Origin of the sequence: Sorangium sp. So ce426, assembly GCF_051475585.1 — a bacterium.
Taxonomy (GTDB): domain Bacteria; phylum Myxococcota_A; class Polyangia; order Polyangiales; family Polyangiaceae; genus Sorangium; species Sorangium cellulosum_B.
This window is the reverse complement of record NZ_CP150341.1, coordinates 11801800-11825778: the sequence shown is the minus strand read 5'-3', so window position 1 is coordinate 11825778 and position 23979 is coordinate 11801800. Positions and strand designations below refer to the sequence as shown.

Annotated in this window: 20 protein-coding genes; 7 read left to right on the top strand and 13 right to left on the bottom strand. The window is 71.8% G+C overall.

The genetic code is table 11. The features are described from left to right. Positions 1 to 109: 109 nt before the first annotated feature. A complete protein-coding gene (locus WMF44_RS44395; RefSeq protein WP_437296090.1) occupies positions 110 to 1906 on the bottom strand; it encodes a DUF885 domain-containing protein in 1797 nt (598 codons plus the stop codon). Positions 1907 to 1953: 47 nt separating this feature from the next. Continuing rightward, a complete protein-coding gene (gene purB / locus WMF44_RS44390) occupies positions 1954 to 3252 on the bottom strand; it encodes an adenylosuccinate lyase (RefSeq protein WP_437296089.1) in 1299 nt (432 codons plus the stop codon). A 182-nt stretch (positions 3253 to 3434) separates the two neighbouring features. Between purB and WMF44_RS44385 the strand changes: the two genes are divergently transcribed. Beyond that, entirely contained in the window at positions 3435 to 4178 is a 744-nt protein-coding gene (locus WMF44_RS44385; RefSeq protein WP_437296088.1) for a universal stress protein, read from the top strand. A 94-nt stretch (positions 4179 to 4272) separates the two neighbouring features. Here WMF44_RS44385 and ggt read toward each other — a convergent pair whose 3' ends face one another. The 4 genes from ggt to WMF44_RS44365 form a co-directional block, all read right to left on the bottom strand. Beyond that, a complete protein-coding gene (ggt, locus tag WMF44_RS44380; protein WP_437296087.1) occupies positions 4273 to 6147 on the bottom strand; it encodes a gamma-glutamyltransferase in 1875 nt (624 codons plus the stop codon). A 155-nt stretch (positions 6148 to 6302) separates the two neighbouring features. Next, the gene (locus WMF44_RS44375) at positions 6303 to 6902 is read right to left on the bottom strand and encodes a hypothetical protein (RefSeq protein WP_437296086.1); all 600 of its coding nucleotides are present in this window, start codon (positions 6900 to 6902) and stop codon (positions 6303 to 6305) included. A gap of 430 nt (positions 6903 to 7332) precedes the next feature. Then, entirely contained in the window at positions 7333 to 8427 is a 1095-nt protein-coding gene (locus tag WMF44_RS44370; RefSeq protein ID WP_437296085.1) for a WD40/YVTN/BNR-like repeat-containing protein, read from the bottom strand. 7 nt (positions 8428 to 8434) lie between these two features. Beyond that, complete coding sequence (locus WMF44_RS44365) at positions 8435 to 9541, bottom strand: hypothetical protein (protein WP_437296084.1); 1107 nt, start codon at positions 9539 to 9541, stop codon at positions 8435 to 8437. Between the two features lie 157 nt (positions 9542 to 9698). On the opposite strand from WMF44_RS44365, the gene WMF44_RS44360 reads away from it, so the two are divergent. Next, the gene (locus WMF44_RS44360; protein ID WP_437296083.1) at positions 9699 to 9920 is read left to right on the top strand and encodes a hypothetical protein; all 222 of its coding nucleotides are present in this window, start codon (positions 9699 to 9701) and stop codon (positions 9918 to 9920) included. A 92-nt stretch (positions 9921 to 10012) separates the two neighbouring features. Further along, positions 10013 to 11218, top strand: coding sequence for a protein kinase domain-containing protein (locus tag WMF44_RS44355; protein WP_437296082.1), 1206 nt, complete (start codon positions 10013 to 10015; stop codon positions 11216 to 11218). Between the two features lie 92 nt (positions 11219 to 11310). On the opposite strand, the gene WMF44_RS44350 is transcribed toward WMF44_RS44355, so the two are convergent. After that, a complete protein-coding gene (locus tag WMF44_RS44350; RefSeq protein ID WP_437296081.1) occupies positions 11311 to 12612 on the bottom strand; it encodes a citrate synthase in 1302 nt (433 codons plus the stop codon). Between the two features lie 76 nt (positions 12613 to 12688). Between WMF44_RS44350 and WMF44_RS44345 the strand changes: the two genes are divergently transcribed. Beyond that, positions 12689 to 13360 (top strand): hypothetical protein, encoded by a 672-nt coding sequence (locus WMF44_RS44345; protein WP_231864534.1) that lies wholly within the window; start codon positions 12689 to 12691, stop codon positions 13358 to 13360. Between the two features lie 88 nt (positions 13361 to 13448). Here WMF44_RS44345 and WMF44_RS44340 read toward each other — a convergent pair whose 3' ends face one another. The 6 genes from WMF44_RS44340 to WMF44_RS44315 form a co-directional block, all read right to left on the bottom strand. After that, a complete protein-coding gene (locus WMF44_RS44340) occupies positions 13449 to 14885 on the bottom strand; it encodes an ABC1 kinase family protein (RefSeq protein WP_437296080.1) in 1437 nt (478 codons plus the stop codon). Between the two features lie 155 nt (positions 14886 to 15040). Then, positions 15041 to 15376: an HU family DNA-binding protein gene (locus WMF44_RS44335; protein ID WP_012240887.1), complete on the bottom strand. Its 336-nt coding sequence runs from the start codon at positions 15374 to 15376 to the stop codon at positions 15041 to 15043. Positions 15377 to 15686: 310 nt separating this feature from the next. After that, positions 15687 to 16634 carry an NAD(+)/NADH kinase gene (locus WMF44_RS44330; protein WP_437296079.1) on the bottom strand — a complete coding sequence of 316 codons (948 nt, stop codon included), beginning with the start codon at positions 16632 to 16634 and terminating at the stop codon, positions 15687 to 15689. Further along, positions 16634 to 17296, bottom strand: a complete 663-nt coding sequence (locus tag WMF44_RS44325) for an NUDIX hydrolase (RefSeq protein WP_437296078.1) — start codon at positions 17294 to 17296, stop codon at positions 16634 to 16636. Before WMF44_RS44325 ends, WMF44_RS44330 begins: the two co-directional genes overlap by 1 nt. A gap of 102 nt (positions 17297 to 17398) precedes the next feature. Beyond that, on the bottom strand, positions 17399 to 18139 hold the full coding sequence (locus tag WMF44_RS44320) for a CPBP family glutamic-type intramembrane protease (protein WP_437296077.1): 741 nt from the start codon (positions 18137 to 18139) through the stop codon (positions 17399 to 17401). Then, positions 18139 to 19113: a decaprenyl-phosphate phosphoribosyltransferase gene (locus tag WMF44_RS44315; RefSeq protein ID WP_437296076.1), complete on the bottom strand. Its 975-nt coding sequence runs from the start codon at positions 19111 to 19113 to the stop codon at positions 18139 to 18141. The genes WMF44_RS44320 and WMF44_RS44315 overlap by 1 nt, the downstream gene beginning before the upstream one ends. A gap of 488 nt (positions 19114 to 19601) precedes the next feature. Between WMF44_RS44315 and WMF44_RS44310 the strand changes: the two genes are divergently transcribed. Genes WMF44_RS44310 through WMF44_RS44300 form a run of 3 tightly spaced genes read left to right on the top strand, consistent with a single transcriptional unit; the run spans position 19602 to position 23969 of the window. Further along, positions 19602 to 20567, top strand: coding sequence for an AAA family ATPase (locus WMF44_RS44310; protein WP_044967114.1), 966 nt, complete (start codon positions 19602 to 19604; stop codon positions 20565 to 20567). Between the two features lie 10 nt (positions 20568 to 20577). Then, positions 20578 to 21798, top strand: coding sequence for a DUF58 domain-containing protein (locus tag WMF44_RS44305; RefSeq protein WP_437296075.1), 1221 nt, complete (start codon positions 20578 to 20580; stop codon positions 21796 to 21798). Continuing rightward, a complete protein-coding gene (locus WMF44_RS44300; protein ID WP_437296074.1) occupies positions 21795 to 23969 on the top strand; it encodes a transglutaminaseTgpA domain-containing protein in 2175 nt (724 codons plus the stop codon). Before WMF44_RS44305 ends, WMF44_RS44300 begins: the two co-directional genes overlap by 4 nt. The last annotated feature ends 10 nt before the right edge of the window (positions 23970 to 23979 follow it).

Below are 23979 nucleotides of genomic sequence, written 5' to 3'. Positions count from 1 at the left end.
CCGTGCGGCGGCACGTCATCGACGGCACCTACGAGCTCTTCCGCGCCCACTACGCCAAGCGGCCCGATCACCGCGCGCCCGGCGCGCTGGGCACCTTAGAGCAGGGACTTTATAAAGGCTGCTTCCTCAGCGACGCCTTGAGCTCGGCGAGCACGCGCTCGCGGACGAGCGGCAGCGGCGGCGAGCCGTGCGAGAGGAGCGCGTCGTGGAAGCGTCTCCGCGAGAACGCCGGGCCCAGGGCCGCCTTCGCCTCCTCGCGGAGCTTCAGGATCTGGAGCTTGCCGAGCGTGTAGGCGAAGTAGCCGGGGTCGAACGTCGCGCGCACCGCCTGCTCCCGCGCCGTCGCGCGGTCCTGGAAGCAGTCGTCGACGAAGCGGCGCTCGGCCTCGTCGAGGCTCATGCCCTCCGCGTGCACCCCGAGCGACACGACCACCCGGCAGTTGCGCAGCAGCGCGTCCGCGAGCTGGCCGAGGCGACTCTGCGGGTCCTCCTTGCCGAACCCCTGCTCGATCATCATCTGCTCGACGTAGTGGGCCCAGCCCTCCACGAACGAGTCGCTCCCGAACATCTTCTGCGTCTCCGTCGGCGCCCGGTTCCCCCAGAGGCCCTGGACGAAGTGCCCCGGGTAGACCTCGTGCACGGTCGTCGAGAGCAGCGTGCCCCGCAGCATCACGTACTCCTCCTGCTCCTTCCGGGGCCACGAGGGGTCCGGCTTCGTGATGTAGTAGAACGCCTCGAGCCCCTTCCGCTCGAACGGCCCCGGCGCGTCGAGGAAGGCGGCGTTCCAGCGCATGTAGGGCGGCGTCTCCTTCACGATCGCCCGCTCGTCGGACGGCAGGCTCACGATCTCCTTGTCGACGAGGAACTTGCGCGCCGACTCCATCATCCGCGTCGCCTCGCCGAGGAGCTGCTCCGCCTTCGGCCGGGAGGTCTTCACCTTCCTGGCGAGCTCCTGGTACGCCGCCTTGTTCGCCGCGAGGTCGTCCTCGCCCATCTTCTTGAACTCGGCGAGCGGCATCGAGAGCCCCTCCTGCGCGAGGAGGAGCTTCCGGTACCGCGCCTCCCCGAGCACATGGCTCGCGTCGCCCTTCGGCAGCTCGACCTTCGCGAGGTGCTCGGCGAGCTGCTCGGCCGCGTCGGCGAGCGCGGCGTTCGTCTCCTCGAAATCGGCCTGGAACGCGGGGTCGCCCACGCCCTTGAGCAGCTTGACGACGTCGCCGCGCAGGTACTCGGCGTAGCCGCGGAAGATCTTCACGGCGACCTCGATCACCGGCTTCGGCATCGGGCTCACGAGGTTCTCGAGGACGCGCGGCGCCTGGGCCAGCGCCGCCTTCTCGTGCTCGAGGAGGCGGCGCGCGCGCTCGGGCAGCGGCGCGTACGCGCGATCGAGGTAGTGGTTCACGCCGAACAGATCGCCGTAGAACTGCGGCCGCCGGCGCCACTCCTCGAGGTCCCTCCCGCTGAAGATCGTGAGGTCGATCTGCTGGAGGAGCAGCGCGCGGTCGAGCGCCTCGTCCGGGGAGAGCGCCGCGGCGTCGACGGCGGCGAGCGCCGCGCGGTCGCGCTCGAGGCGCGCGAGCCGCCGCTCCATCGCCGCGGCGGCGTAGTCGGCGACCTTGCCGTCCTGCTCGTGCAGCCCGCGCGAGCGCGCGAAGGCCGGCTCGTCCGCGACCCACTCGCGCAGGATCCGATCGCGCAGCGCGGTGAACGGCTCGCGCGGCGCCTCCGCCGGCCGCGCTGGCTCGGCGCTCGCCACAGCCCGAGGGGGCGCCGCGGCCTGAGGGGGCGCCGCGCCGAGAGGCGGGGGCGGCGCCGAGGCGCCCCCGCTGCAGGCGGCGAGCGCCGCGAGCGGCGCGAGCGCCGCGAGCCGGCGCCAGCGCGAGCGGACAGGTGTGGGGGCGGCCATGGCGGGGCGAGCCTGTCAAACCGGCCCGCGCAGGTCAACGCCGCAGGTCAGTCGCGGAGCGCGCGATCGATGATCGTGTCCACGTGCGAGAGCGCGTGGTCGAGGTCGAAGCAGCGCGCGATTTCGTCCGGGGCGAGCAGCGCCGCGACGTCGGCGTCGGCGGCGAGGTTGTCGCGGAAGCGCCCCTCGCCCGCGATCGCGCGCATCGCGCAGCGCTGCACCAGCTCGTAGGCCGCCTGCCGCGGCCTGCCCTTCTGGACGAGCGCCAGCAGCACCGCCTCGCTGAAGAAGAGCTCGCCCGTGCTGTCGAGGTTCGCGCGCAGCTTCTCGGGGTAGACGACCAGCCCCTCCACGAGCCCGGCGGCGCGGTCGAGCATGAACCCGAGCGTCGAGGTCGCGTCGGGCGCGATCATCCGCTCGACCGACGAGTGCGAGATGTCGCGCTCGTGCCACAGCGGCACGTTCTCGAGCGCCGGGATCACGGCCGCGCGCACGATGCGCGCGAGGCCGCACAGGTTCTCGCTGAGGATGGGGTTGCGCTTGTGGGGCATCGCGCTCGATCCCTTCTGGCCCACGGTGAAGCGCTCCTCCGCCTCGCGGACCTCGGTGCGCTGCCAGTGCCGCACGTTGGTCGCGAGCCGCTCGATGCCCGCCGCGATGAGCGAGAGCGCGGTGAAGAGCTCGGCGTGGCGGTCGCGCGCGACGACCTGCGTCGAGACCGTCTCGGGGCGCAGGCCCAGGGCGGCGAGCGCGCGCTCCTCGATGCGCGGCGACAGGTGCGCGTACGTCCCGACCGCGCCGGCGATCTTCCCGACCGCGATCGCCTGGCGCGCCGCGAGCAGGCGCGCCCTGCCGCGCTTCATCTCCGCGAGGTGGCCGGCGAGCGCCAGGCCGAACGTGATCGGCTCGGCGGCGATGCCGTGGCTCCTGCCGATCATCGGGGTGCGCCGGTGCTCGTCCGCGCGCCGCGCGAGCGCGCTGCAGAGCTTGTCGAGCCGCGCCGAGAGCAGGTCCGTCGCGCGGGCGAGCAGCAGCGCGAGGCTCGTGTCGAGCACGTCGCTCGAGGTCATCCCCCTGTGCAGCCACCGCGCGCCCTCGCCCGCGAGCTCCTCGACGTGCGTCAGGAAGGCGATGACGTCGTGCTTGACCGTGCGCTCGATCGCATCGATCCGCGCGGGATCGAGCGTCAGCTGCTTCGCGCGGATCCCCTTCGCGATGCCGGCGGGCACGAGCCCTTCGGCCTCCATCGCCTCGCAGGCGGCGAGCTCCACCTCGAGCCAGGTCGAGAATCGGGTGGCGGGCGACCAGAGCTCTTCGAATTCAGCGGGAGTGTAGCGGGGGATCATGGGCGGGACGCTGCGAAGGTCTGGAGGGTGCGTCAAGGATGGAGTGGCCCAGGGAGGTCCGGGCGCGCGGGGGCCGGCTCGCGCTGCTCGCCTGCGCGCGCCACGCCGCGCCGCGCTGCGCGCGACCCGCGCCGTCGGGCGGGGCGCTTGCGGACGCGCGGCGCGCGGCAAACGTTGGCGCGATGCCAACCGAAGCACCGGCGCCTGCGCGCGCCGATCAGGGCAGGTCGTTCGCCCCCACGCCCCACGCGGCGGGCGACGCGCCGCCGGAGACGCTGCCCGCGGGGGCGAGCGAGGCGGGCGCCGTCGGCCAGGCGCCGCTCCCCCCGCGGGCCGAGCCTGGGCGCCGCGAGCCGGCAGGGCGCGCTGGCGGCGCGGCCGCCGCTGCCAGCGCGCCGGCTGCCGTGAACGAGCCGGCGCCCGCGAGCGAGGCCCGCGCGACCGTGCGCGGGGGGCGCCGGGTGAAGCCGTACATCGTGGTGGTCGCGATGGACCTGTCCGAGCCGGGCGGGCGGGCGTGGCGCTTCGCCTTCGATCTGGCGGCGCTCCGCGGCGAGACGGAGATCCACGCGGTGGTCATCGGCCCGCGGCAGGTCGCCCCTGCAGTGCGCGACGTGACGACGCCGGGCGCGTCGTCGCCGCCGTCGCTCCGCGTGCTCCAGCACCGGTTCGCGGACGGCCAGGCCCGGCTGATGGCAATGCACTTCCGCACGGGCCGGCCGGACCGGGCCATCGTCTCGCTCGCCCGGGAGCTCAGCGCCGATCTCATCGTCGTGGCCACGCACCCGCAGTCGCCCCTGCAGCGGCTCTTCGGCGGCTCGACGGCCGATCGGATCGCGCGGAACGCGCCGTGCCCTGTCGTCGTCGTGCGCCCCAAGGAGGACGACGACGCCGACGCGGCCAACTACGACCCCAGGCTGCGCTGACGCGGAGGCGCGCGGCGGACCACCGAGCGCTCGATCTGCGCGCTCGGTGTCGCTCGGGCGCGGGCTGCCGCGCGCTCGATGCCCGCGCGGCGGGCTACCGCGCGCTCGATGGCTGCGCCTCGGCCTGCGCCGCCGGGCCGAGCCTGTCCGGCGCGCTGACGCCCTCGGCCTTGCCCCCTTCCCGCGTGTCCGCGTAGCCCCACGCGACGCCGGCCGCGTCGACGAGGAGGTTGTTCGCGTCGCCGATCGGCATCGGGTCCATCACGACGACGTGCCCTCGCCGCGCGAGGTCGTCGAGGGCGGCCTGCGGCGGAGGCGTCAGCCGCTCGACGCGCACGCGATCCGGCATCCACTGGTGGTGGATGCGCGCGTGGCGGACCGCCTCGTCGATGGTCATCCCGTGATCGACCAGGTTGCGGAGGACCTGCGCGACGGTGTTCGGGATCGTGTCGCCGCCGGGAGATCCGAGGACGAGCGCGACCTTGCCGTCGCGGCTCACGAGGGTGGGCGTCATCGAGCTCGCCATGCGTTTGCCCGGCGCCACCGCGTTGATCCCCGTCTCGGAGAAGGCGCCCATCGCGTTGGCGAGCAGGATGCCCGTGCCGGGGATCACGATCCTCGCGCCGAAGCTCGCCGACAGGGTGGTCGTGCACGAGACCGCGTTGCCCTGCGCGTCGATCACCGAGAAGTGCGTCGTCTGCGGGGACTCCTGCGCGACGGCGCCCAGCGGCGCCGCGATGTCGCCCGCCGGCGTGGCCCGCTCCGGGTCGACGGGCGGCCTGCGGCGCATCAGGTAGGCCCCGTCGAGGAGCTGCGCGAGCAGCTGCGCCGTCTCGGGCGCCACGAAATCGGGGTCGGCGCTCACCTTGCGCCGATCGGCGTACGCCCGCTTCGCCGCCTCGACGAACAGGTGCAGCGACAGCCCCGAGTCGGCGGGCGCCTCGTGCGCCTTGAGCCGCTCGAGCGTGAGCATCATCTCCGCGAGCGCGACGCCCCCCATCGAGGGGGGCGGCATCGTGTCGACGGTGAAGCCGCGGTACGAGAACCGGAGGGGCGCGCGCCACTTCGCCTGGTAGGCGCGCAGGTCGCTCTCGCTGATGTGGCCGCCGCGCTCGCGCATCGCGCCGGCGATCTGCCGGGCGATGGCGCCCTCGTAGAACGCGCGCGGCCCCTCCGCGGCGAGCGTCTCGAGGGTGCGGGCGAGATCGAGCTGCCGCACCAGCTCGCCCTGGGCGACCGGCGCCTTGCCCCGCCCCCAGATGGCGCTCGCGGCCCGATCGGCCTTCAGCCGCGGCCACGCCCAGCGCAGCGTCAGCGCCTGCCGCGCGCCGAGGCGGTGCCCCTTGCGCGCGAGGGAGATCGCCGGGGCCAGGAGCTCGGCGAACGGGCGGGTGCCGAACCGCTCGTGGGCCAGGGCGAGGCCGGCGACCGAGCCCGGGACGCCGGCGGACGCGTAGCCGTGCGCGCCGGCGCGCACCATCGCCATGTTCGACTCGGTGGTCACCGACGCGGGCGCGGCCTCGCGGAAGTCGATCGCCTGCGTCTCGCCGTTCGCGAGGCGGACCAGCATGAAGCCGCCGCCGCCGATGTTGCCCGCGCTCGGGTGGGTCACCGCCAGCGCGAACGCCACGGCAACCGCGGCGTCGACCGCGTTGCCGCCGCGCCGCAGCACGTCCACGCCCGCGCGCGTCGCGTGCTCCTCGACCGAGGTCACGAGCCCGGCGTCGCCGCGCACCGCCCGCGGGCCGCCCGAGGCGAGCGCGATCGGCGGCACCGGCGGCAGCGGCTCCGGCGCCGCGGCGCTCGCGGCCCGCGGCGCGGCGCTCGCGCTGGCGACGGCCGGCGCGGCGTCGGCCGCGAGCGCCGCGGGCGCCGCCGGGTGCGGCGCGGGCGGCGTGCGGGCCTCGCAGCCTGCGAGCAGCGCCAGGGCGAGCGCCCAGCGCGGCTTCGAACGACGGAGCAGGGTCATCAGGGTGCGCGCGAATCTACACCGGTGCCGGAGAGACCCGGGCCGGGCCGCGCGGGGCGACCCGGCCTGGGGGATTCGTTCAGGACGCGAGGGTGCGCAGCCGGCGCGCGCCGGATCCGCCTCCGGCGCGCGCCGTCAGGAACGTCGGGCCCTGCTCAGGACCGCTTGCGGCGGCGCGCGGCGGCCACGCCCACGCCGGCGACGAGCGCCGCGAGCCCGGTGCCCGCGAACGGCGCCGAGGACGACCCCGGCGCGGCGGCGCAGGAGACGCTGGCCTCGGCCTCCGCCTCGGCGTGGAACTCCACCTCGACGCCCTGCGTGAGCAGCCAGTTCTTGCACTCCTCCATGCTGCCGGCGATGTCGACATACTGCCCGTTGCAGAACAGCGCGCCATCCGGCGTGGTGCACTGCACCTCGCACCCACCCCGGAGCTCGGACGTGCAGTTGAAGTTGCAGTCGAAGTTCGCGTCGACCTTGCACTCCCCCTCGCAGCTCGCCTCGCACTTCGCCTCGCACGAGGCGCTCGGCGGCGTCGCCTCGCAGCTCACGCTGCACTCGCCCTCGCAGCTCGACGAGCACGACGCCTCGCAGTCCGCCCGCGCGCCGGCATCGCTGCCCGCTTTCGCCTCGCACCTCGCCTCGCAATTCCCCGTGCAGCTCGCCTTGCAGCTTCCCTCGCAGTCCAGGCTCCCCGCGTTGCCGGTGCACTCGCCTTCGCAGGCCGCCTGGCACTGGCCCGTGCACGACGCCTGCACGCCGCCAGTGCACCGCCCGGAGCACTCCGCCTCGAAACGGACCGGCTCGCAGTAGCCTTCACAGCCGCCCTCGGTTCGAATCTCACACTCGCCGGCCGCCGCGAGCTGGAGGTTTCCACATGGATTGGGCTGGGCTGATGCGGAGGAAGCGATCAGCACAGGAACCGCAAAAGTAAACGCACTCACAAAAAGCTGAGCAATGGTCCGTCGCATGCCAATTCTCCTGGGTTCAGAGCGCGGGATCCGCGTGTGGTCTCCGCAGGTGTTGCAATCGGACGACCAGCGCCACCCTTTGAAGCATTTCCCAAGAAAAAAGTCTCGCTGGTCGTGACCGCTCGGCCACAGCGTATCTCCGAGTTCACGGTCCCATGATGCGCCATGCCACACGAAGGGCATGTCCGAGCAGGTGAGGACACCTGCTACGGGGTGATCAGCGGCTCACAGTGTCGGCGATTTGCCCTGTTCCGTAGCGCGCCACCACGCCCTTGCGGGCTCTGCCGGGTGTCGGCTGGCTAAGGAAGTCCCCGCCGACCGCCCAGAAGGCCCCTTCCTTGTCGGCCCAGACGGCGTGGAGATCGGCGTAGGGCTCCTCGGTGAACTCATCGATCCAGGCCCCGTCGACGAGGCGCTGCTTGAGCCCTCCATACCCGACGATCGCGACCTCCCCCGGGCGGCCGCAGGCGACGCCGTTCACGTCGTTCGTGAGCTCTATCTCGAGCCTGCGCCACGACGCGCCGTCCGAGCGGAGCACGTCTCTCCCGCCGACCGCGTACACCTCTTCACGGCTGCAGCCGGCGGCGGTGAACAGGGTGCCCTGCGCGATCGGCGGATCGGATTGCACTTCCCAGGTCGAGCCCGAGCGGTGCCAGATCACGCCGAACTCGCCCACGGCGTAGAGATCCTCGGACGATTCGCCCCACACCTTGTAGAGCGCCCGGCCGGTCGCCGCCGGCAGCGGCTCTCGCGACCATGCGCTGCCGTCCCAGCGGAGGACGATGTCCTTCTCCGCGTCCGCGCCGCTGCCGGGCATGCCGCCGACCGCCCAGGCATCGTCGGGTGAAAACGCGATCACGCCCCACAGCGTCGCCTCCGTCCCCGTCGCGTGCTCGGTGAACGTCGCGCCGTCCCACCGCGCGGCGCGGCCGCGCTCGCCGACCATCCACACGTCCCGCGGACCGGAGCCGGCCACCCACCAGAAGGTCGTCTCCCCGCCCGCCGGGAGCTCGCGCCACCTCGCCCCGTCGTAGTGCAGGGCGAGCGCCTTTAGGCCCGTGTTGCCGAGCGGCCCCCCGACGGCGAACACGTCGTCGGGCGCCGTCCCCCAGATCGAGAGGACCGCGCGGTCGAGATCGTCTTCGTCGAGCAGCACGCGCCACGCCGGCGGCTCCTGCTCGGGCGGCCTCGCAGGATCGCCGGGGCAGCCGGCGAGGGCGACCGCGCCGAGCGCCGCCAGAGCCATGGAGTGAAAGCAGGTGCGCATCGGAGTGAAGGCCCGCCTGGAGAGGTCCTGCCGGCGCGCCGCCATGGAGGGCTCAGTTGCAGAACACGTCGTCCTGCTTCGGATAGTAATAGACGAAGATGTTGCAGTGCTCGTTCTTCTCGACGATCGGCCCGAACGTGTAGCAGCAATCGAGCGACTCTTCGGCGGTCCCGTTCTTGGACACGTCGTACTCGTCGAGGCCCTTGCACCCGACGGACGGATCCGGCTGCTGCCACTCGTAGGTGCATCCGTACCAGACGCCGCCGTTCGTCGGGAGCTCCCTGTCGAGCTCCGGCGAGATGAGCATCGGCGGGTCGTCCCACGCGTTCGATGTATAGAAGCGATCCGAGGCCGGAGGCGTGCCGATGGTCTTGCCGTCCCATGCATACATATCGAACCGCGTGCCTCGGCTGTGGAAATGGCCGTTGGCGCCGATGATCCTCACGGGAGAGGGGCTGTTGATCTGGCACGAGCCCTCGAACGTGGGTGTCGGGTTCGACTGACAGACACGGATCGACTGCTTGGTCGCGAAGACGGTGCCCATCTCGGCCTTGACCTCGGCGGCGGGCAGCGCCCAGAAGTTCACCCGGACGCGGCCGACCGCCTCGGGGGTCTTCTGCGACGTCGCGTTCACGTAATGCGTCTGCAGCATCAGCCACTCGTCGGGCGCGAGGACGTTCGCGACGCCCTCGGGGAACTCCCAGTCGACCTGGCCGTCCTGCTGCGAGTTCGCGATGAGCGGCCAGTCGGCCCAGTTGGGGCTCTTGAAGCACTCCCCCACCCCGTTCTGGTTCTTCTGGATGAGCCCGCCCTCCGGCCCCAGCCCCTTCACGGTCTTCACGCGGAAGATGTTCATGTGGTGCGAGCCGTCGCGCTGCGCGATCTGCACGCGGTGGAGGTTCACGGGCGCGGCCGGGTCCAGCCCGTTCGACGCGGCGAGCTCGCTGACCTTGAAGAAGTAGCAGTCCTGCTGCTCGACCCCCGCCGGCACCTCGGTCTCCTCGGTCTGCATCTGGAAGCCCTGGCCGACCGGCGGCACATCGAGCAGCGACTCGTCGACCGGCGCGGGCGTCTCGCCCCCGCCCCCGCCCCCGTCAACGCAGGCCACGATCCCCAGCACGACAGGAAGCAAACCAAGCGTCAGGCATCGAACGGCCATGAGTCCCTCCAGGCAATCGCGTCGCGATGAGGAGAGATATACACGGCTGCACAATTTCAGGGCGTTCGTGTCGCGCGGCGGGCAGGGTTCCGTCGGGCTCCGGGGCGTCGTGGCCGAGCGCTGGCCGGTGCTGCTAGGATGTGGGAGAGGTTCAACCATGGCGGCGCCCAAGAAATGCGGTCCACACACCGAGCTCGCCTCGAACGAGGCGACACGCATCACCCGGTGCGGGTGTGGCACCGTGCACGTGACACTCATCGGCCCTGGCGTGACGTTTCGCATGCCAGCGGACGCGTTCCGGGGCGTCGCCTCCGGGCTCAAGGCAGCGGCCGAGCGGCTTGACGACGACCCCCGTTTCGGCACGACCTCCATCAATTAGCTTGCGCGCCCGCAGCGGAGCGGCCTACCAGTGGCTTCGCCGCCGAGATCTCTCTCCTCGGATGGCCGCTGGTCTCAAAGAGGGCGCCTCTCGTGTACGACGACGACGCGGAGCACTGGGTCGGCAAGACGTTCGCCGGGACGTGGTGGATCGAGCGCGTGCTCGGCACCGGCGGCATGGGGAGCGTGCTGCTCGGGCGCGCGGCGGACGGCTCTCAGGTCGCGCTCAAGGTGCTGCACCCGGAGCTCAACGCGATCACGGAGGTGCGGAAGCGCTTCCTGCGCGAGGGGTTCATCGGCAACACGCTCGGCGGGGCGGACGCGGTGCCCGGCGTGGTGCGCGTGCTCGGCTCAGGCGAGACGCAGGAGGGCCTCGCCTACCTGACGATGGAGGCGCTCCAGGGCGAGACGCTCTTCGATCGGATGGCGCGCACCGGGACGATGCCGGCCGGCGAGGTGCTCGCGCTCGCGGACCAGGTGCTCGAGACGCTGGCGATCGCGCACGCGCGCGGCGTCGTGCACCGCGATCTCAAGCCCGAGAACATCCACCTCGGCAACGACGGGCGCGTGCGCATGCTCGACTTCGGCATCGCGCGCGTCGTCGACGGGCTCACCGGCCTGCCCGAGAAGACAGCGACCAAGACGGGCATGATCATGGGCACGGCGACGTACATGGCGCCGGAGCAAGCGACGGGGCTCATCCACGACATCGACGGGCGCACCGATCTCTTCGGGCTCGGCGCGACGATGTTCCGGCTGCTCGCGGGCCGACAGGTGCACGGCGAGGTGACGGAGGCCATGGAGGTCATCGCCGCCGCGACCGAGGCCGCGCCGCCGCTCGCCTCCGTCGCGCCCGGGATCTCGCCCGCCGTCGCGGCCGTCGTCGATCGCTCGCTGGCGTTCATCAAGTTCCATCGCTACCCGAACGCCGAGACCATGCGCGCGGACGTCCGCGCTGTACGCGCAGGCGCGCTGCCTCCCTATGCGCAGGCCGTCATCGAGGGGCGGATCCGCGCCGGCCAGCCGATCTCTCAGCCGGCGCCTCCGCTGCATGCCGGCGGTTCGCCGAGCGCGCGCCCGCAGCCGACCGTCGTGGAGCCGGCCGCGGCCCCTCGCCATTCACACTCGATGAGCCGACCGGAGCGAACGCTCGACGACAACCCGTCAGCGCCCTCCCGCGCCGGCGCGTCGCTCTCGCAGCTCTCGACGGGCAAGCTGCTCCTGCTCGTCGGCGGCGCCTCGCTCATCACGGGCGTCATCGTGGCGGTGATCGTCGTGCTGCTGGTGTTCAGCCGCTGAGGGGCCGCGAGCGCGCGCGCCGAGGGCGCGCTCGTCGAAGTGAGGGGATCGTCGATGGAAGGCGCCGGCGGGGCCACTGGGCCCCGCCGCGGTCACTCGCGCTCGTCGAGCGGCGTGTAGTCGACGGCGTTCTCGCCGGTGTAGATCTGCCGCGGACGGCCGATCTTGCCGGTCGGGTCGTCGTTCATCTCCTTCCAGTGGGCGATCCAGCCGGGGAGGCGCCCGAGCGCGAACATGACGGTGAACATGTTCGTGGGGAAGCCGAGCGCGCGGTAGATGATGCCGCTGTAGAAGTCGACGTTCGGGTAGAGCTTCCGCTCGACGAAGTACGGATCCTTCAGCGCGGTCTCCTCGAGGCGCTGCGCGATGTCGAGCAGCGGATCCTTGATGCCGAGCTTCGCCAGGATCTTGTCGGCGGCCGCCTTGATGAGGACGGCGCGCGGATCGTAGTTCTTGTACACGCGGTGGCCGAAGCCCATCAGGCGGAAGTTCGAGGTCTTGTCCTTCGCGAGCTTGACGAACTTCGAGACGTCGCCGCCGTCCGCGCGGATCGCCTCGAGCATCGTCACGACCTCCTGGTTCGCGCCGCCGTGGAGCGGGCCCCAGAGCGCGCAGATGCCCGCGGCGACCGAGGCGAAGAGGTTCGCCTTCGAGCTCCCGACGAGGCGCACCGTCGACGTCGAGCAGTTCTGCTCGTGATCGGCGTGCAGGATCAGGAGCAGGTTCAGCACCTTCACGATGTCCTCGTCGATCTCGTACGGCTCCGCCGGGACCGAGAACATCATGTTCAGGAAGTTCGCACAGTACGAGAGCGAGTTGTGCGGGTAGACGAACGGCTGGCCGATCGACTTCTTGTACGAGAACGCCGCGATCGTGCGCACCTTGGAGAGCAGCCTCGCGATGGTGATGTCGAGGTGCTCGGTGTTCTTCACGTCGATCGCTTCCGGGTAGTAGCTCGACAGGGAGAGCACCATCGCGGACAGGATCGCCATGGGGTGCGCCGTCGACGGGTAGCCGTCGAAGAAGCGCTTCATGTCCTCGTGGATCAGCGAGTGCCGGGTGAGCAGCGTCGAGAACCGGGACAGCTCGCTCTTGCTCGGCAGCTTGCCGTAGATGAGGAGGTACGAGGTCTCCACGAAGGTCGACTTCTCGCCGAGCTGCTCGATCGGGATGCCGCGGTAGCGGAGGATGCCCTTCTCCCCATCGAGGAACGTGATGGAGCTCGTGGTCGAGGCCGTATTGACGAAGGCCGGGTCGATGCAAACGTACCCGGTCTTCGAACGAAGGGACGCGACGTCGATCGCCTTCTCCCCTTCGGTGCCCGTGATCACAGGCAACTCGATCGTCTGCTCCCCACCGTTCTTCTTCAGCGTTAACTTCGCGGTCTCCTGCACGCCTCCTCCTTCCGCCGCAGCGCGGCGTAAGCTATCACGGGCCGAGGGAAGAATGCTTCCCCGAGAAAATGAGGTGATGCATTTGAGCGAGCCGGTCGTGCGGGGGGAGCTGGCCCACCACCCGGAGGCGCCTCGGTTTGCGGCCGAGGTGCGGCGAGTCCACGGGCGTTACGCCGACGAGGTTGTCGCTCGCTACCGGCTCTGCCCGTTCATGCGCGACGCTGCAACCGGATTCGGACGCTTTTACGTCCTGCTCGATCGCGAGCCCGTCCTGGAGACGGCGCTGGCGGTCATGGAGGAGGCCGACTCCGCGGTGGTGCACCTGGTTTTCCCGTGCATCCATGCTCCGTCGCCCCAGTTCGAGCGCTTCGCGTCGCGCCTGGGTGAACAGCTGCGGCGGCGCTTCAGCCCCGCGCCGGTGCTGGCCGCGTTCCACCCCGAGATGGCGGGGGACGAGACGAACTCGCACCGGCTCGTCGGTCTCCTCCGACACGCGCCAGATCCGTTTGTACAAACGATTCCAGAGGGGCTGAACCATACTGGGACCGTCCTCGCAGGGGCAGGCGTCGAGCCTGCGGTCGACCCGGCCGAGGACAATTACCGACGCCTTGAAGGGGCAGGGATCGCCGCAGTCAAGATGAGGCTCGCGGAGATCATGGCTGATCGGGACTCGAGTTATGCGCCCTTCCTCGCGCAGCTCGGGCTCACCCGCCCCGGCCCGCGCTTCAGCCCGCTCCCGACACGGTAGCGAACGGGCGAAGAGCGCAAATGAAACACCCGTGAAACGCGCGCGAAACACGCGTTGAGCGTGGTGTGAGCGTGGTGAGGGCCTCGGCTCACTCCGCGGGCGAGCGGCGCGCCGCCGGGTCCGACCCGTCGGAGCCGGAGCCGGTCTTGGCCTCGCGCTGCGCCATCAGCGGCATCAGGTACGGGAAGCCGGCCGCCATCGTATCGAGGTGAGGATCGATCTGGGCGGCCAGCCAGAAGAGGAGCACGCAAGCGCGCTCGACATAGAACCAGTCCTCCGGGTACTCGAACGACCGCATCAGCTCCTGGAGCTCACCGCGCTCCAGCTCGGGGTCCGCGAGCCGCTCCAGCTGCTCGGGGCGGGCGCGCATCAGCGCCGCCGGCGTGCGATCCCGGATCTTGAGCAGCTTCGCGAAGTAGGTCTTCACGGTCCTCTCGAGGAGCGCGTCGTTGCCCCCGGGCGCGACGAAGCCCATCCTCCGGAAGCCGCGCACGACGGCCGCGTCGTCCTGCGCGAAGATGCCCTTCAGGATGTCGAGCAGCCCGTCGATGAGCTCGTCCCGGGCCTCGCAGCTCGCGCCGAAGTCGAGGACGACGAGGCGAAAGCCGCCGCCCTCCTCCGCGGGCCGCGCGGCGACAAGGAAGTTCCCCGGGTGCGGATCGGCGTGGAAGAAGCGATCCGCGAAGAGCATCTTGTAGAAGGCCTGCACGAGCCTGAGCGCGACGTCCGAGGGATCGACGCCCGCGCTCCGGAGCGCGTCGAGGCGGGTGATCTTGATGCCTTCCATGAAGGTCATCGTGAGCACGTCGCGCGTCGTGAGCTCGTGGATGACCTCCGGGAACGCGATGCCCGCGTCCCCCTCGAAGTTCTGCGCCATCCGCTCCATGCACGCGGCCTCGTGCAGGTAGTCGGTCTCCCGGCGGAGCAGATCGACCAGCGACTCGTGCACCCGCTCGATGTGCCCCACCGGGACGAACCGCTTGTAGACGAGGATCGCGAGGCGCAGGACGCGCAGGTCGACGGCGATGATCCCGCGGATGCCGGGGTAGAGGAACTTGACCGCGACCTTGCGGCCGTCGCGGAGGCGCGCGACGTGGACCTGCCCCAGCGACGCGGCCGCGAGCGGCGCGCGCTCGATCGACGCGAACAGCTCGCCCGCGGAGCGGCCGAAGCTCGCGCGCAGCGCGGCCTCGAGATCGCTGAACGGGTGCGGCGGCACCTGGTCCTGGAGCTGCTCGAGCTCCTTGCCGTAAGCGCGAGGCAAGAAGCCGCCCATGATGGACAGCACCTGGCCGAGCTTGATGAAGACGCCCCGCAGCTGGAGCATGACGCGCAGCAGGCGCCGGGCGTTGTTCTGATCGACGCGGGCGCGGCGCGCGACGAGCCAGCGAGGCGGCTCACCCGCGGGCGAGCCGCGCCCGAGGCGCCTCGCGAACACCCGCACGAGCCCCAATTGAATGAGGTAGCTCGTCAGGATGACCGAGAACGCGAGCAGCGCGCGGAAGAGTCGGACGGCGAGCGTCATGTGCGGCAAAGCAGCCGCACCATGCTACCGCAGGGGCCGCGCGGGGCCAGCGGTGCTCGCCCTCGCCCTCGCCCTTCAGCGACGGGTGAATCCGGGCGAGGGGGCCGCCGCGGACCTCCGCCGCGCAGCGGAGCCCTCCGGCGAGCCGGGCAGGCTCAGGAGAGCGAGTCCTTGATCGCCTTGATGGGGCGGGCGCGGACCGACTTGCTGGCCGGCTTGGCCGCGAACGTCATCGGCTGCTTCGTGAAGGGGTTGATCCCCTCGCGCGCCTTCGTCGCGGGCTTCTTGACGACGCGGAACTTCGCGAAGCCGGGCATCGTGAAGATGCCGTTCTTCTTGAGCTCCTTGTACGCGATGTCGGTCAGCGACTCGAGGATCGCCTTGACCTGCTTGCGCGAGATCTCGTTCTCGTTGGCCTCGACCACCGCGTTGATCAGCGCGCTCTTGCTGAGCGACGTGCTCTTCTTCCCATCCGCCTTCTTGGCCGCCATGTTCATTCCTCCTGAGGTTTGTGCCCTCTTGCGGGCCAAAGGAACCACAACGGCCGCCGCAGATCCAGTGTCGAATCGTCGATCGGAGCTACAAAAGAAGGGGTTTCATGCCCCGGGGGGCGCGCCGCTCCGCCGGGAGGAGGGCCGGGGGGCCCTGGGGCGGGCCGTCAAATCCGCGGGAAAACAGCTCAAATAGACCCTTCTTCAGGCCTCGCGCGCCCGCCGCGAGGGAGGTTGCACGCCGGGCGCTCGACGTAGGAGATCACCCGAACCCCTTCCGTTGAAGGCGATCCTGGTCGCCCGGGCGGCCCTAGCGGCGGCTCGCCGCCGAGCCCGCGCCCCACTTCCTCTTGGCGGAGAGGCCCAGGATCGTCAGCGACTGGGGCGCCTGCGTGAACTCGATGACGTCGCCGAAGCCGACGCTGACCGAGTGGATCGGCCCGTCGAAGAAGAGCTTCGCGTCGTGCGTCTTGCTGCGCACGACGAGCGAGGCGCCCGGCTGGATCAGGGCGTGGCGGAGGCGGTACTCCTCGCCGTGGGGGGTGTAGGGCTCGCGGACGACGAGCTGGAGCCGCTTCGACGTGAGCGGCAGGACTCGCCCGCCCGCGGAGCGCTGCGCGGCCGTGGACCCGGCCGCAGGGCCGATCCAGAAGCCGCTCGACTTCTGCTCCTCCTCGGCCCGGCCGAGCCGGAGCACGTAACGCGACGTGGCCGCGGGGGAGACGTGGCAGAAGAGCGCGTCGTTCAGGACGCGCCCCGTGGCGAGCTTGTCGTTCACCGTGACCTGCATGCGGGTGAGCACGGTGCTGCGGAGCGAGCCGCTCAGCGCCCCCGCGATCGCGTCGGCCGCGTCGCGGCTCGTCGCGCCGCAGAAGAAGCCGACGGAGTGGCCCGGCGCGCTGTTGATGCCGAGGATCGGCACGTCGCCGACGTTGTGGGACGCGCTGAGGAGCGTGCCGTCGCCGCCGACCGTGATCACGAGGTCGAGCTCGCCCGCGTCGAAGGACTGCGCCGCGCTGGCGACGACGTCGATCTGCACCCCGAGGTCGTCGAGCGCCGCCTTGACCTCGCGCACGGTCTGCTCGTGCGCGTCGTGCGACGCCTTGAGGCGCGCGACAGCGGAGTCGCCAGCCTCGATGAGCCGCGTGATGCGCGGGTCCTTCCGCTCCTCGCGGTAGATCTTCCAGGCGGAGCGCTTCACGACGAGCGCGACGCGGGGCGGACGCCGCGGCGCGGGCGCGGGGGATCGTTCCGCCATCAGAGCTCCGCGAGGCGCCGGAGCGCCACCTCCGTCTTCGCGTCCTCGATCACGCCGCGCCGGGTGAGCTCGATCGCCTCGTCGAGCGGGACCGCCGCGATGGCCGCGAACCGCTCGAGGGGGGAGCCGTCCTCGAGCGGCGTCCCCTGGCGAGCCGGGTCGACCTCGACATGAAAGAAGAAGTGCCGCTCGCCCACCATGCCCGGCGCCGGGAACGTCGACGGGCCGAGCGGGTGGAGGTCCGACGGAGGCACGTCGAAGCCGACCTCCTCGAGCAGCTCGCGCGCGGCGGAGCGCTTCAGGCCCTCCGGGCTCCGCTCGTCGAGCTCGACGAGCCCGGCGGGCAGCTCCCAGATCGCGCCGAGCGTCGGCGCCTCCGGGATGGGCCACGCCTCGGGCGGGCGGGTCGCGGCCGGAGGCCGGAACGCCGAGCGGAGGAAGACGTGACGGCGCCCGTCCGCGCCGCGGTAGTGCGGGGCGATCACCACCGCGTCGAGGCGCGCGCGATCGACGCTGTCGTAGGTGAACGGGTCGCTCAGCGAGCCGTCCGGGAACTCGACGCGGAACACCTGGCGTCGCACGTTGAGGAAACCAGGGCCGTCGAGCGAGGGGATCGTCCGGACCAGCTTGAGAGCGAGCTTCGGGAAGGGAGGTAGCCGCATGCGTCGAGGCGCAAAGCATAGCGCCAAACGGCCGCCGATCGCGATGTGCCTCGTTCCCGCGCCCGGCGCGCGCTCGCCCCCGCGCTCGGGGCGGCCTCGGGCTCAGCGGAGCACGAGGACCCAGACGTCGTAGAGCGCGTGGGTCCAGACGGCCGGCGCGAAGCCGCGGAAGACGTAGATCGCCGTGAGGACGAGCCCGCACACCATGCGGAACACGAAGGAGGGGAGGTTCCAGGGATCACCCAGCGACCCGACATAGTGCCAGCCGGAGAAGACGGCGGCGGCCACGACCGCCCAGCCGACCATCAGGACCACCCCCTGGACCCCCCTGCCGAAGAAGAACTTGATCCCGAGCGCGCCCAGCCCGTAGAGGCCGACGCGGAAGGCGATCTCCTCGTAGAAGCCCGCGCCGAGCGACATCACGACCCCGGTGAAGATGTCGTTCGACGCGGCGGGCGGGCCGAGCCGGAGGGAGCCGACGACGTAGGCGCCGGCGAAGCGCATCAGGATGGCGTAGAGCGCGCCCTCGGCGGCGAGCAGCGCGAAGCGCCTCGTCTGGAGGGCGTGGCCGCGGCCGAGGATGGAAAGGACGAGGACGAACGCGGCCCCGACGGCGACGGTGAGGCCCGCGTAGAGCGGCAGGCTGTGCTTGGCCAGCGCGCGGAGCTCGGCGGTGACCGGATCCGCCGCGTTGCGGATGGGGAGGAAGGCGACGCCGAGGTGATAGAGGACGAAGATCGGCATCGTCAGCGCGAGATCGGTCAGCGCATCGCTCTTCGCGGTGGGCTTGGCGCCGGCAGGGGCCGCCCCCGGCCGGGCGAGCTCCGGTCCGGCGCCGAGCATCAGGACGGCCTCAGGCGGTACACGATCACCAGCACCTCGGCCGACCACATGACGACGTTCAGGACGAAGGGCGTATCCCGGAGGATCTCCTGGGTGGGGCTCTCCGACCTCGCGCTTCCGGCCACGAGCTGGAGGAACCGGATCCCGCCGAAGAGCGGGTGAATCGCCGTGAGCCAGAGGTACGGGTTCTGGAAGAACCGCTGCGTGTCGTGGTCGAGCGTGTACGCCAGGTAGGTGGCGAAGGTGGCGAGGCCCGTCACGGCGAGCGCCGCCGTCAGGGCGGAAGGCGAGTAGCCGTCGAGCGCCGCGCGCTGCTTCGAGGCGTTGACCGAGGCGAGCTCGTGGCGGCGCTTGCCGAAGCCGAGGAAGAGCGCGAGCAGCGCGGTGCAGGCGATCATGAAGCCGGAGAGCGGCGTCCTCGTCGCGAAGCCGCCCGCGAGCACGCGCAGCACGAAGAAGATCGCGATGCAGCCGACGTCGAGGTAGGCGATCTTCTTGAGCCGGAACGAGTAGGCGACATTGAGGACGTAGTAGCTGGCGGCGACGACCGCGAAGAGCGGCGGGCCGAGCAGGCTCGCGCCGAGCGCGATGACCGCGAGGCCGACCGCCATCGCCTTGGCGACCGGGATGGGCACGCGGCCCGAGGCGATCGGCCGGAAGCGCTTGACCGGGTGGACCCGATCGGCCTCGACGTCGACGATGTCGTTCAGGATGTAGACGGCGCCGGCGAGCAGGCAGAAGATCGCGAAGGCCCCGATCGCGCTCATGATGATCGAGGGGTGGGTCAGGTGCTTGGCGAACACCACGGGGGCGAGGACGAAGAGGTTCTTCACCCACTGGTGGGGCCGCATCGCGCGGACCATCCCGCGCACACGCCAGAGCAGCGTCCCCCTCGGCGAGTCGGGCAACAGGGGCGGCTGCGCTATCAAGCCGCCCGAGGGGGGCCCGCTCTCCGGCGGACGGGAGCTCGGCACGCCGGCGCTCCGCGGCCGCGACGACGGAGGCTTGCCGGCGGGGACGGAGCTCACCGGAGCGGGCGAGCCGCCCTGCTCGGCAGACGCCGGCGCGTCCGGCGCACCCGCATCCGGGCGAGCCTCGGCGCCGGGCGCCTCCTGTTCAGGGAAGCCTGCGGCACTGTTGCGAAAAAAAGGCCCCGAGGCGGTCACGGCGCGCGGAGCATACCCGGGCGCCCAGGTCCCGGCCATTCCGCGGCAAGTTAAAAGCACGGGGCGCCGGCGCCCGAGACCGACGAAACCGGCGAAACCGAGCGCCAGCAGCGGCGCCGAAGCCCCGCCAGGCCACGAACCGGGAAGAACGTGGCGCAGCGCACCCGGGCCGGCGGCCACGCCGCGAGGTCGCGAATCTGCCTTCGCACCCGCCAGCCCGGCTCGTGGAACGCAAGTGGAACGCGAAATGCGCATCCCCGCAGGCGCGCCGTGACCTCGTGCTACCATCGCCCCCGATGACATCAGCGCTCTCGGTCGCGCGTGAAGCTTCGCCTCTGCTCCTGAAGCTTCGCTCTGCCGTGGAGCAGGCCCTCGAAGGGAAGCCAGAGGCGGTCGAGCTGGCGCTCATCGCGCTGCTCGCCCGGGGCCATGTCCTCATCGAGGACGTGCCCGGCGTCGGCAAGACGACGCTGGCCCGAGCGCTGGCCAAGGCCGTGGGGGGCGAGCTCCGTCGCGTTCAGTTCACCAGCGATCTCCTGCCGAGCGACGTGCTCGGGGTCAGCGTCTTCGACCAGCGGCTCGGGCAGTTCGTCTTCCGGCAGGGGCCGATCTTCGCGAACGTGCTGCTCGCCGACGAGATCAACCGGGCGAGCCCCCGGACGCAGTCGGCGCTGCTCGAGGCGATGAACGAGGGGCAGGTGTCCATCGAGGGGACGGCGACGCCGCTGCCGTACCCCTTCTTCGTGCTCGCGACCCAGAACCCGCAGGATTTCGCGGGCACGTTCCCGCTGCCGGAGTCGCAGCTCGACCGGTTCATGGTGCGGATCCGGATCGGGTACCCGCCGCCGCAGGTGGAGATGCGGCTGCTCCTCCAGGGCGGCGAGCCCGACCGGGCGCGGAACGTGCCGCAGATCATCGATCCGGCCCAGCTCGTCGCCCTGCAGCGCGAGGTCGATCGCGTCGAGCTCGACTCGTCGCTCGCGACCTACCTCCAGGCGGTGCTCACGGCCACGCGGTCGAGCCCGACCCTCTCGCTGGGCGCATCGCCGCGCGCCGGCATGAACCTGGCGCGCGCGGCCCGGGGGCGCGCGGTCCTCTACGGACGCTCGTACTGTATCGCGGACGACATCCACAACCTTGCGGTGGCCGTGCTGGCGCACCGGGTCCGGCTCTCGGCCCACGCGGAGGGCTACATGCCGACCCGCGACGAGTGTGAGGCGGCGGTGCGCGACCTCGTGGCGCGGGTGCCGGTCCCCCTCTGAGGGGTGGGCGATGGGCGCAGAGGACAGGGAGCGGGGATCTCTCAGCGGCAGCTCCCGCGGCGCCGAGCGCGCCGGCGCAGCGGCGCGGAGCGCCGTCCGGCCGAGCAAGCCGAGGCGCGAAAGACCGCTTGTCGAGCAGCGCCCGCTGCTGCCCCCGCGCGGGGACAACGCGTCGTTCTGGACGAGGGTCCTGCTCTTCCTGAGGCCGCCCCGGAAGCTCAAGTTCACCCGGGAAGGAAAGTACTACCTCGGGATCACGCTGGGCGTCGGCTTCGCGGCGATCAACACGGGCAACAACCTCCTCTACCTGCTGCTCGGGATGCTGCTGTCGCTGATCGTCGTCTCCGGCGTGATGAGCGACCTGTCGCTGCAGCACCTCACGGTGACCCGGCGGCTCCCGGCCCGCGCCCAGGTGGGCCGGGCTCACCTCGTCGAGATCGAGGTCTACAACCACAAGAAGCGCGTGCCGTCGTACGCGATCGAGGTCGAGGATCTGCGCGCCGGCCAGCCGGCCGACAAGCGCTGCTTCTTCCTGAAGATCAGCCCCTCCAGCGCGCAGGTGGCCGCCTACCGGCGGACGCCGGCGAGGCGCGGCCGCGACCGGCACACCGGGTTCCGCATCGCGACCCGCTTTCCCTTCGGGCTGTTCGAGAAATCGAGGGAGGTCGAGGCCGAGGGCGACCTCATCATCTACCCCGCTGTCGATCCGGTCCGGCTCCCCGTCGAGGACGCGGGCCGGCGCGAGGGCGGCGCGAGCCTCAGCGGGCGCGGGGGCGGCGACGAGACCTTCGGCCTCCGGCCGATGCGCGAGGGGGACGATCCGCGCGACATCTACTGGAAGAAGAGCACGATGCGCGATCAGCTGGTGCTGCGCGAGCGCACCCGCGAGACGCGGCCGGACGTGCAGATCGTCATCGACACGGTGCGCCCCGCCGGGGAGGGCGACGCGTTCGCGCCGGCCTTCGAGCGCAGGATCCGCGAGGCGGCGTCGCGCGCCGTCGCCCACATCAAGCGCGGCGACGCCGTGGTCGTCGCGACGACGCTGGGCGAGCGGGTGCGCGGCGATCGCAACATCGGCTCCGACGCGATCCTCCGCTTCCTGGCGCTGCTCGATGCGGTCGACGACGGCCGGGCGCCCGAGCGCGGCGCCCGCGCGCCGCTGCGCCAGGGATCGAGCCCGAGCCCGGGCAGCGGTGAGCGCCGCGCCGGCGCGCCGAGGAGCGCGTCGTGAGGTTCGGGATGGTGCACCGGGTGATGACCGACGCGCTCGCGGCGCTCGGCGTCATCGCCCTCGTCGCGAGCGGGCAGTTCAACCGCTACGTGAGCTGGGCGATCCTCATCTGCCTCGGGCTCGCGCTCGTCGTGCGCGAGTCGTGGCAGCGGCACCCGGCGCTGCGCCACCTCGACACGGGCATCCTGCTGGCCGTCATCGCCGTCCAGGTGGTCCGCATCGTCGCCACCGACGCGAGCGTGCTCGACGTGCTCGTGGAGTTCGCCGCCGCGCTGCAGATCATCCGGCTCGCGACGCGCAAAGGGGCGGCGCACGACCAGCAGGTCATCGTGCTCGCGCTGCTGCACCTCATCGCCGGGACCGTCCTCGGCGGCGGCATCGGCTACGGGCTGTGCTTCCTGGGGGTGCTCGTCGTCGCCCCAGGCGCGCTCGTGCTCAGCCACCTGCGGCGCGAGGTCGAGGGCAACTACCGGCAGGGGGCGCGCGACAGGACGGGCCTGCCCGTGGACGTGCCGCGCATCCTGCGCTCGAGGCGGGTCGTCGGGCGCTCGTTCCTGGCCGTCACCTGCCTGCTCTCGGTCCCGATCTTCGCCTTCACCGCGGTCCTGTTCGTGATCTTCCCGCGCGTCGGCCTCTCGCTGCTCCTGCTCAACCGCGGCCACACCGGGCGGATGATCGGCTTCTCGGGCAAGGTCGACCTCGGCGCGGTCGGCGTGCTGCGCAGCGACCCCAAGCTGGCGATGCGGGTCGAGATCCCCGAGCTCCCGGAGCCGCCGCCCCCGCGCCTCACCATGCACCTGCGCGGCACCGCGCTCGACGCGTACGACGGCCGCACCTGGACCCAGAGCGAGACGTTCAAGCGCCCCACGGAGAGCGACGGGGGGCTCGTGCCGATCGAGCGGTACCCGGACCCGGCGGTCGACCCGGTGATGCGCATCGATCTCGAGCCGATCGATCCGCCCGTGATCTTCCTCCCGCCGAACGCGACGGGGCTCCGGCTCAAGCACCGCGGGCAGCTCGGGGTCGACCCAGGCACGATGGCCCACCGCGGGCCGGAGGGGGAGCTCAGGTACCAGCCCACGGACGAGCGCGGGCTGGTCTACGACGTCTTCCTGTCGCGGAAGCGGGCGCCGACCTTCCAGCGCCTCCCGGGCGCCGAGCGGAGGCGCTACCTGGCGCTCCCGAGGGATCTGCCGTCGCGCGTCGTCGATCTCGCGCAACAGTGGACGCAAGGCGTGGATCGTCCGGCCGATCGGGCGCGGGCGATCCAGGAGCACCTGCGCGCGGAGTACCGGTACGACCTTGCGTCGCCGTCAGGCGCGGACCCGCAGCCGCTCGATCATTTCCTGTTCGAGTCGAAGCGCGGGCACTGCGAGTTCTACTCGACCGCGATGGCCATCCTGCTGCGCGCGGTGGACGTCCCGACGCGCAACGTGACCGGCTTCGTCGGCGGCACCTACAACCGCTTCGGCCGGTTCTATGCGGTGCGCCAGGGCGACGCCCACTCGTGGGTCGAGGTGTACCTCGACGGCGAGGGGTGGATGACGTTCGACCCGACGCCGCCGGCCGACGCGGCGCCAAAGAGCGAGCTGGTCGGGGCCTGGGCGTACCTCCGCGATTTCATCGAGGCGACGAGCCAGCGCTGGGACAGGCACGTCGTCGGCTACGACCTGAACCAGCAGGTGGGCCTGCTCCAGACGCTGACGTCACGCTACCGGAGGTCCGGATCGCGCAGCGACCTCTCGCTGTCGCGCCCGCGGATCCTCGCCGTCGCCGCCGTCGCGCTCGCGCTGGGCGGCGGCGTGCTCTACTGGCGCCTCCGCCGCACGCGCCGCGGGCGCGAGGAGCGCCGCGCGGACGCCGGGCGCACCCCGAGCGCGATCCTGGCGACGGCGCTCTACGAGAGCCTGGAGGCCGCCATGCTCGTCCAGGGCGTGCCGCGCCCGCCCAGCCTGCCGCCGCTGCGCCACGCCGAGGCGCTGGAGTTCGCGGAGCACCCGCTGGCGCGCGAGATCCTGACGCTCACGCAGGTCTACCTGCGCGCCCGCTTCGGCGGGGCGACGCTCTCGGAGGACGACAGCCGCGACTTCGAGCGGCGGGTCAAGGCCCTGCGCGGGGCGGAGCGGCGAGCGCGCGCCGCGGGCGAGAGCGGGCTGGCCGCGTCGCCCTGATCGCGGCCGG

Bases quoted from the DNA above. Each gene is read 5' to 3' on its own strand.
- WMF44_RS44395 (WP_437296090.1), bottom strand. From the start codon at position 1,906: ATGGCCGCCCCCACACCTGTCCGCTCGCGCTGGCGCCGGCTCGCGGCG.
- purB (WP_437296089.1), bottom strand. From the start codon at position 3,252: ATGATCCCCCGCTACACTCCCGCTGAATTCGAAGAGCTCTGGTCGCCC.
- WMF44_RS44385 (WP_437296088.1), top strand. From the start codon at position 3,435: ATGCCAACCGAAGCACCGGCGCCTGCGCGCGCCGATCAGGGCAGGTCG.
- ggt (WP_437296087.1), bottom strand. From the start codon at position 6,147: ATGACCCTGCTCCGTCGTTCGAAGCCGCGCTGGGCGCTCGCCCTGGCG.
- WMF44_RS44370 (WP_437296085.1), bottom strand. From the start codon at position 8,427: ATGGCGGCGCGCCGGCAGGACCTCTCCAGGCGGGCCTTCACTCCGATG.
- WMF44_RS44365 (WP_437296084.1), bottom strand. From the start codon at position 9,541: ATGGCCGTTCGATGCCTGACGCTTGGTTTGCTTCCTGTCGTGCTGGGG.
- WMF44_RS44360 (WP_437296083.1), top strand. From the start codon at position 9,699: ATGGCGGCGCCCAAGAAATGCGGTCCACACACCGAGCTCGCCTCGAAC.
- WMF44_RS44345 (WP_231864534.1), top strand. From the start codon at position 12,689: ATGCATTTGAGCGAGCCGGTCGTGCGGGGGGAGCTGGCCCACCACCCG.
- WMF44_RS44340 (WP_437296080.1), bottom strand. From the start codon at position 14,885: ATGACGCTCGCCGTCCGACTCTTCCGCGCGCTGCTCGCGTTCTCGGTC.
- WMF44_RS44335 (WP_012240887.1), bottom strand. From the start codon at position 15,376: ATGGCGGCCAAGAAGGCGGATGGGAAGAAGAGCACGTCGCTCAGCAAG.
- WMF44_RS44330 (WP_437296079.1), bottom strand. From the start codon at position 16,634: ATGGCGGAACGATCCCCCGCGCCCGCGCCGCGGCGTCCGCCCCGCGTC.
- WMF44_RS44325 (WP_437296078.1), bottom strand. From the start codon at position 17,296: ATGCGGCTACCTCCCTTCCCGAAGCTCGCTCTCAAGCTGGTCCGGACG.
- WMF44_RS44320 (WP_437296077.1), bottom strand. From the start codon at position 18,139: ATGCTCGGCGCCGGACCGGAGCTCGCCCGGCCGGGGGCGGCCCCTGCC.
- WMF44_RS44310 (WP_044967114.1), top strand. From the start codon at position 19,602: ATGACATCAGCGCTCTCGGTCGCGCGTGAAGCTTCGCCTCTGCTCCTG.
- WMF44_RS44305 (WP_437296075.1), top strand. From the start codon at position 20,578: ATGGGCGCAGAGGACAGGGAGCGGGGATCTCTCAGCGGCAGCTCCCGC.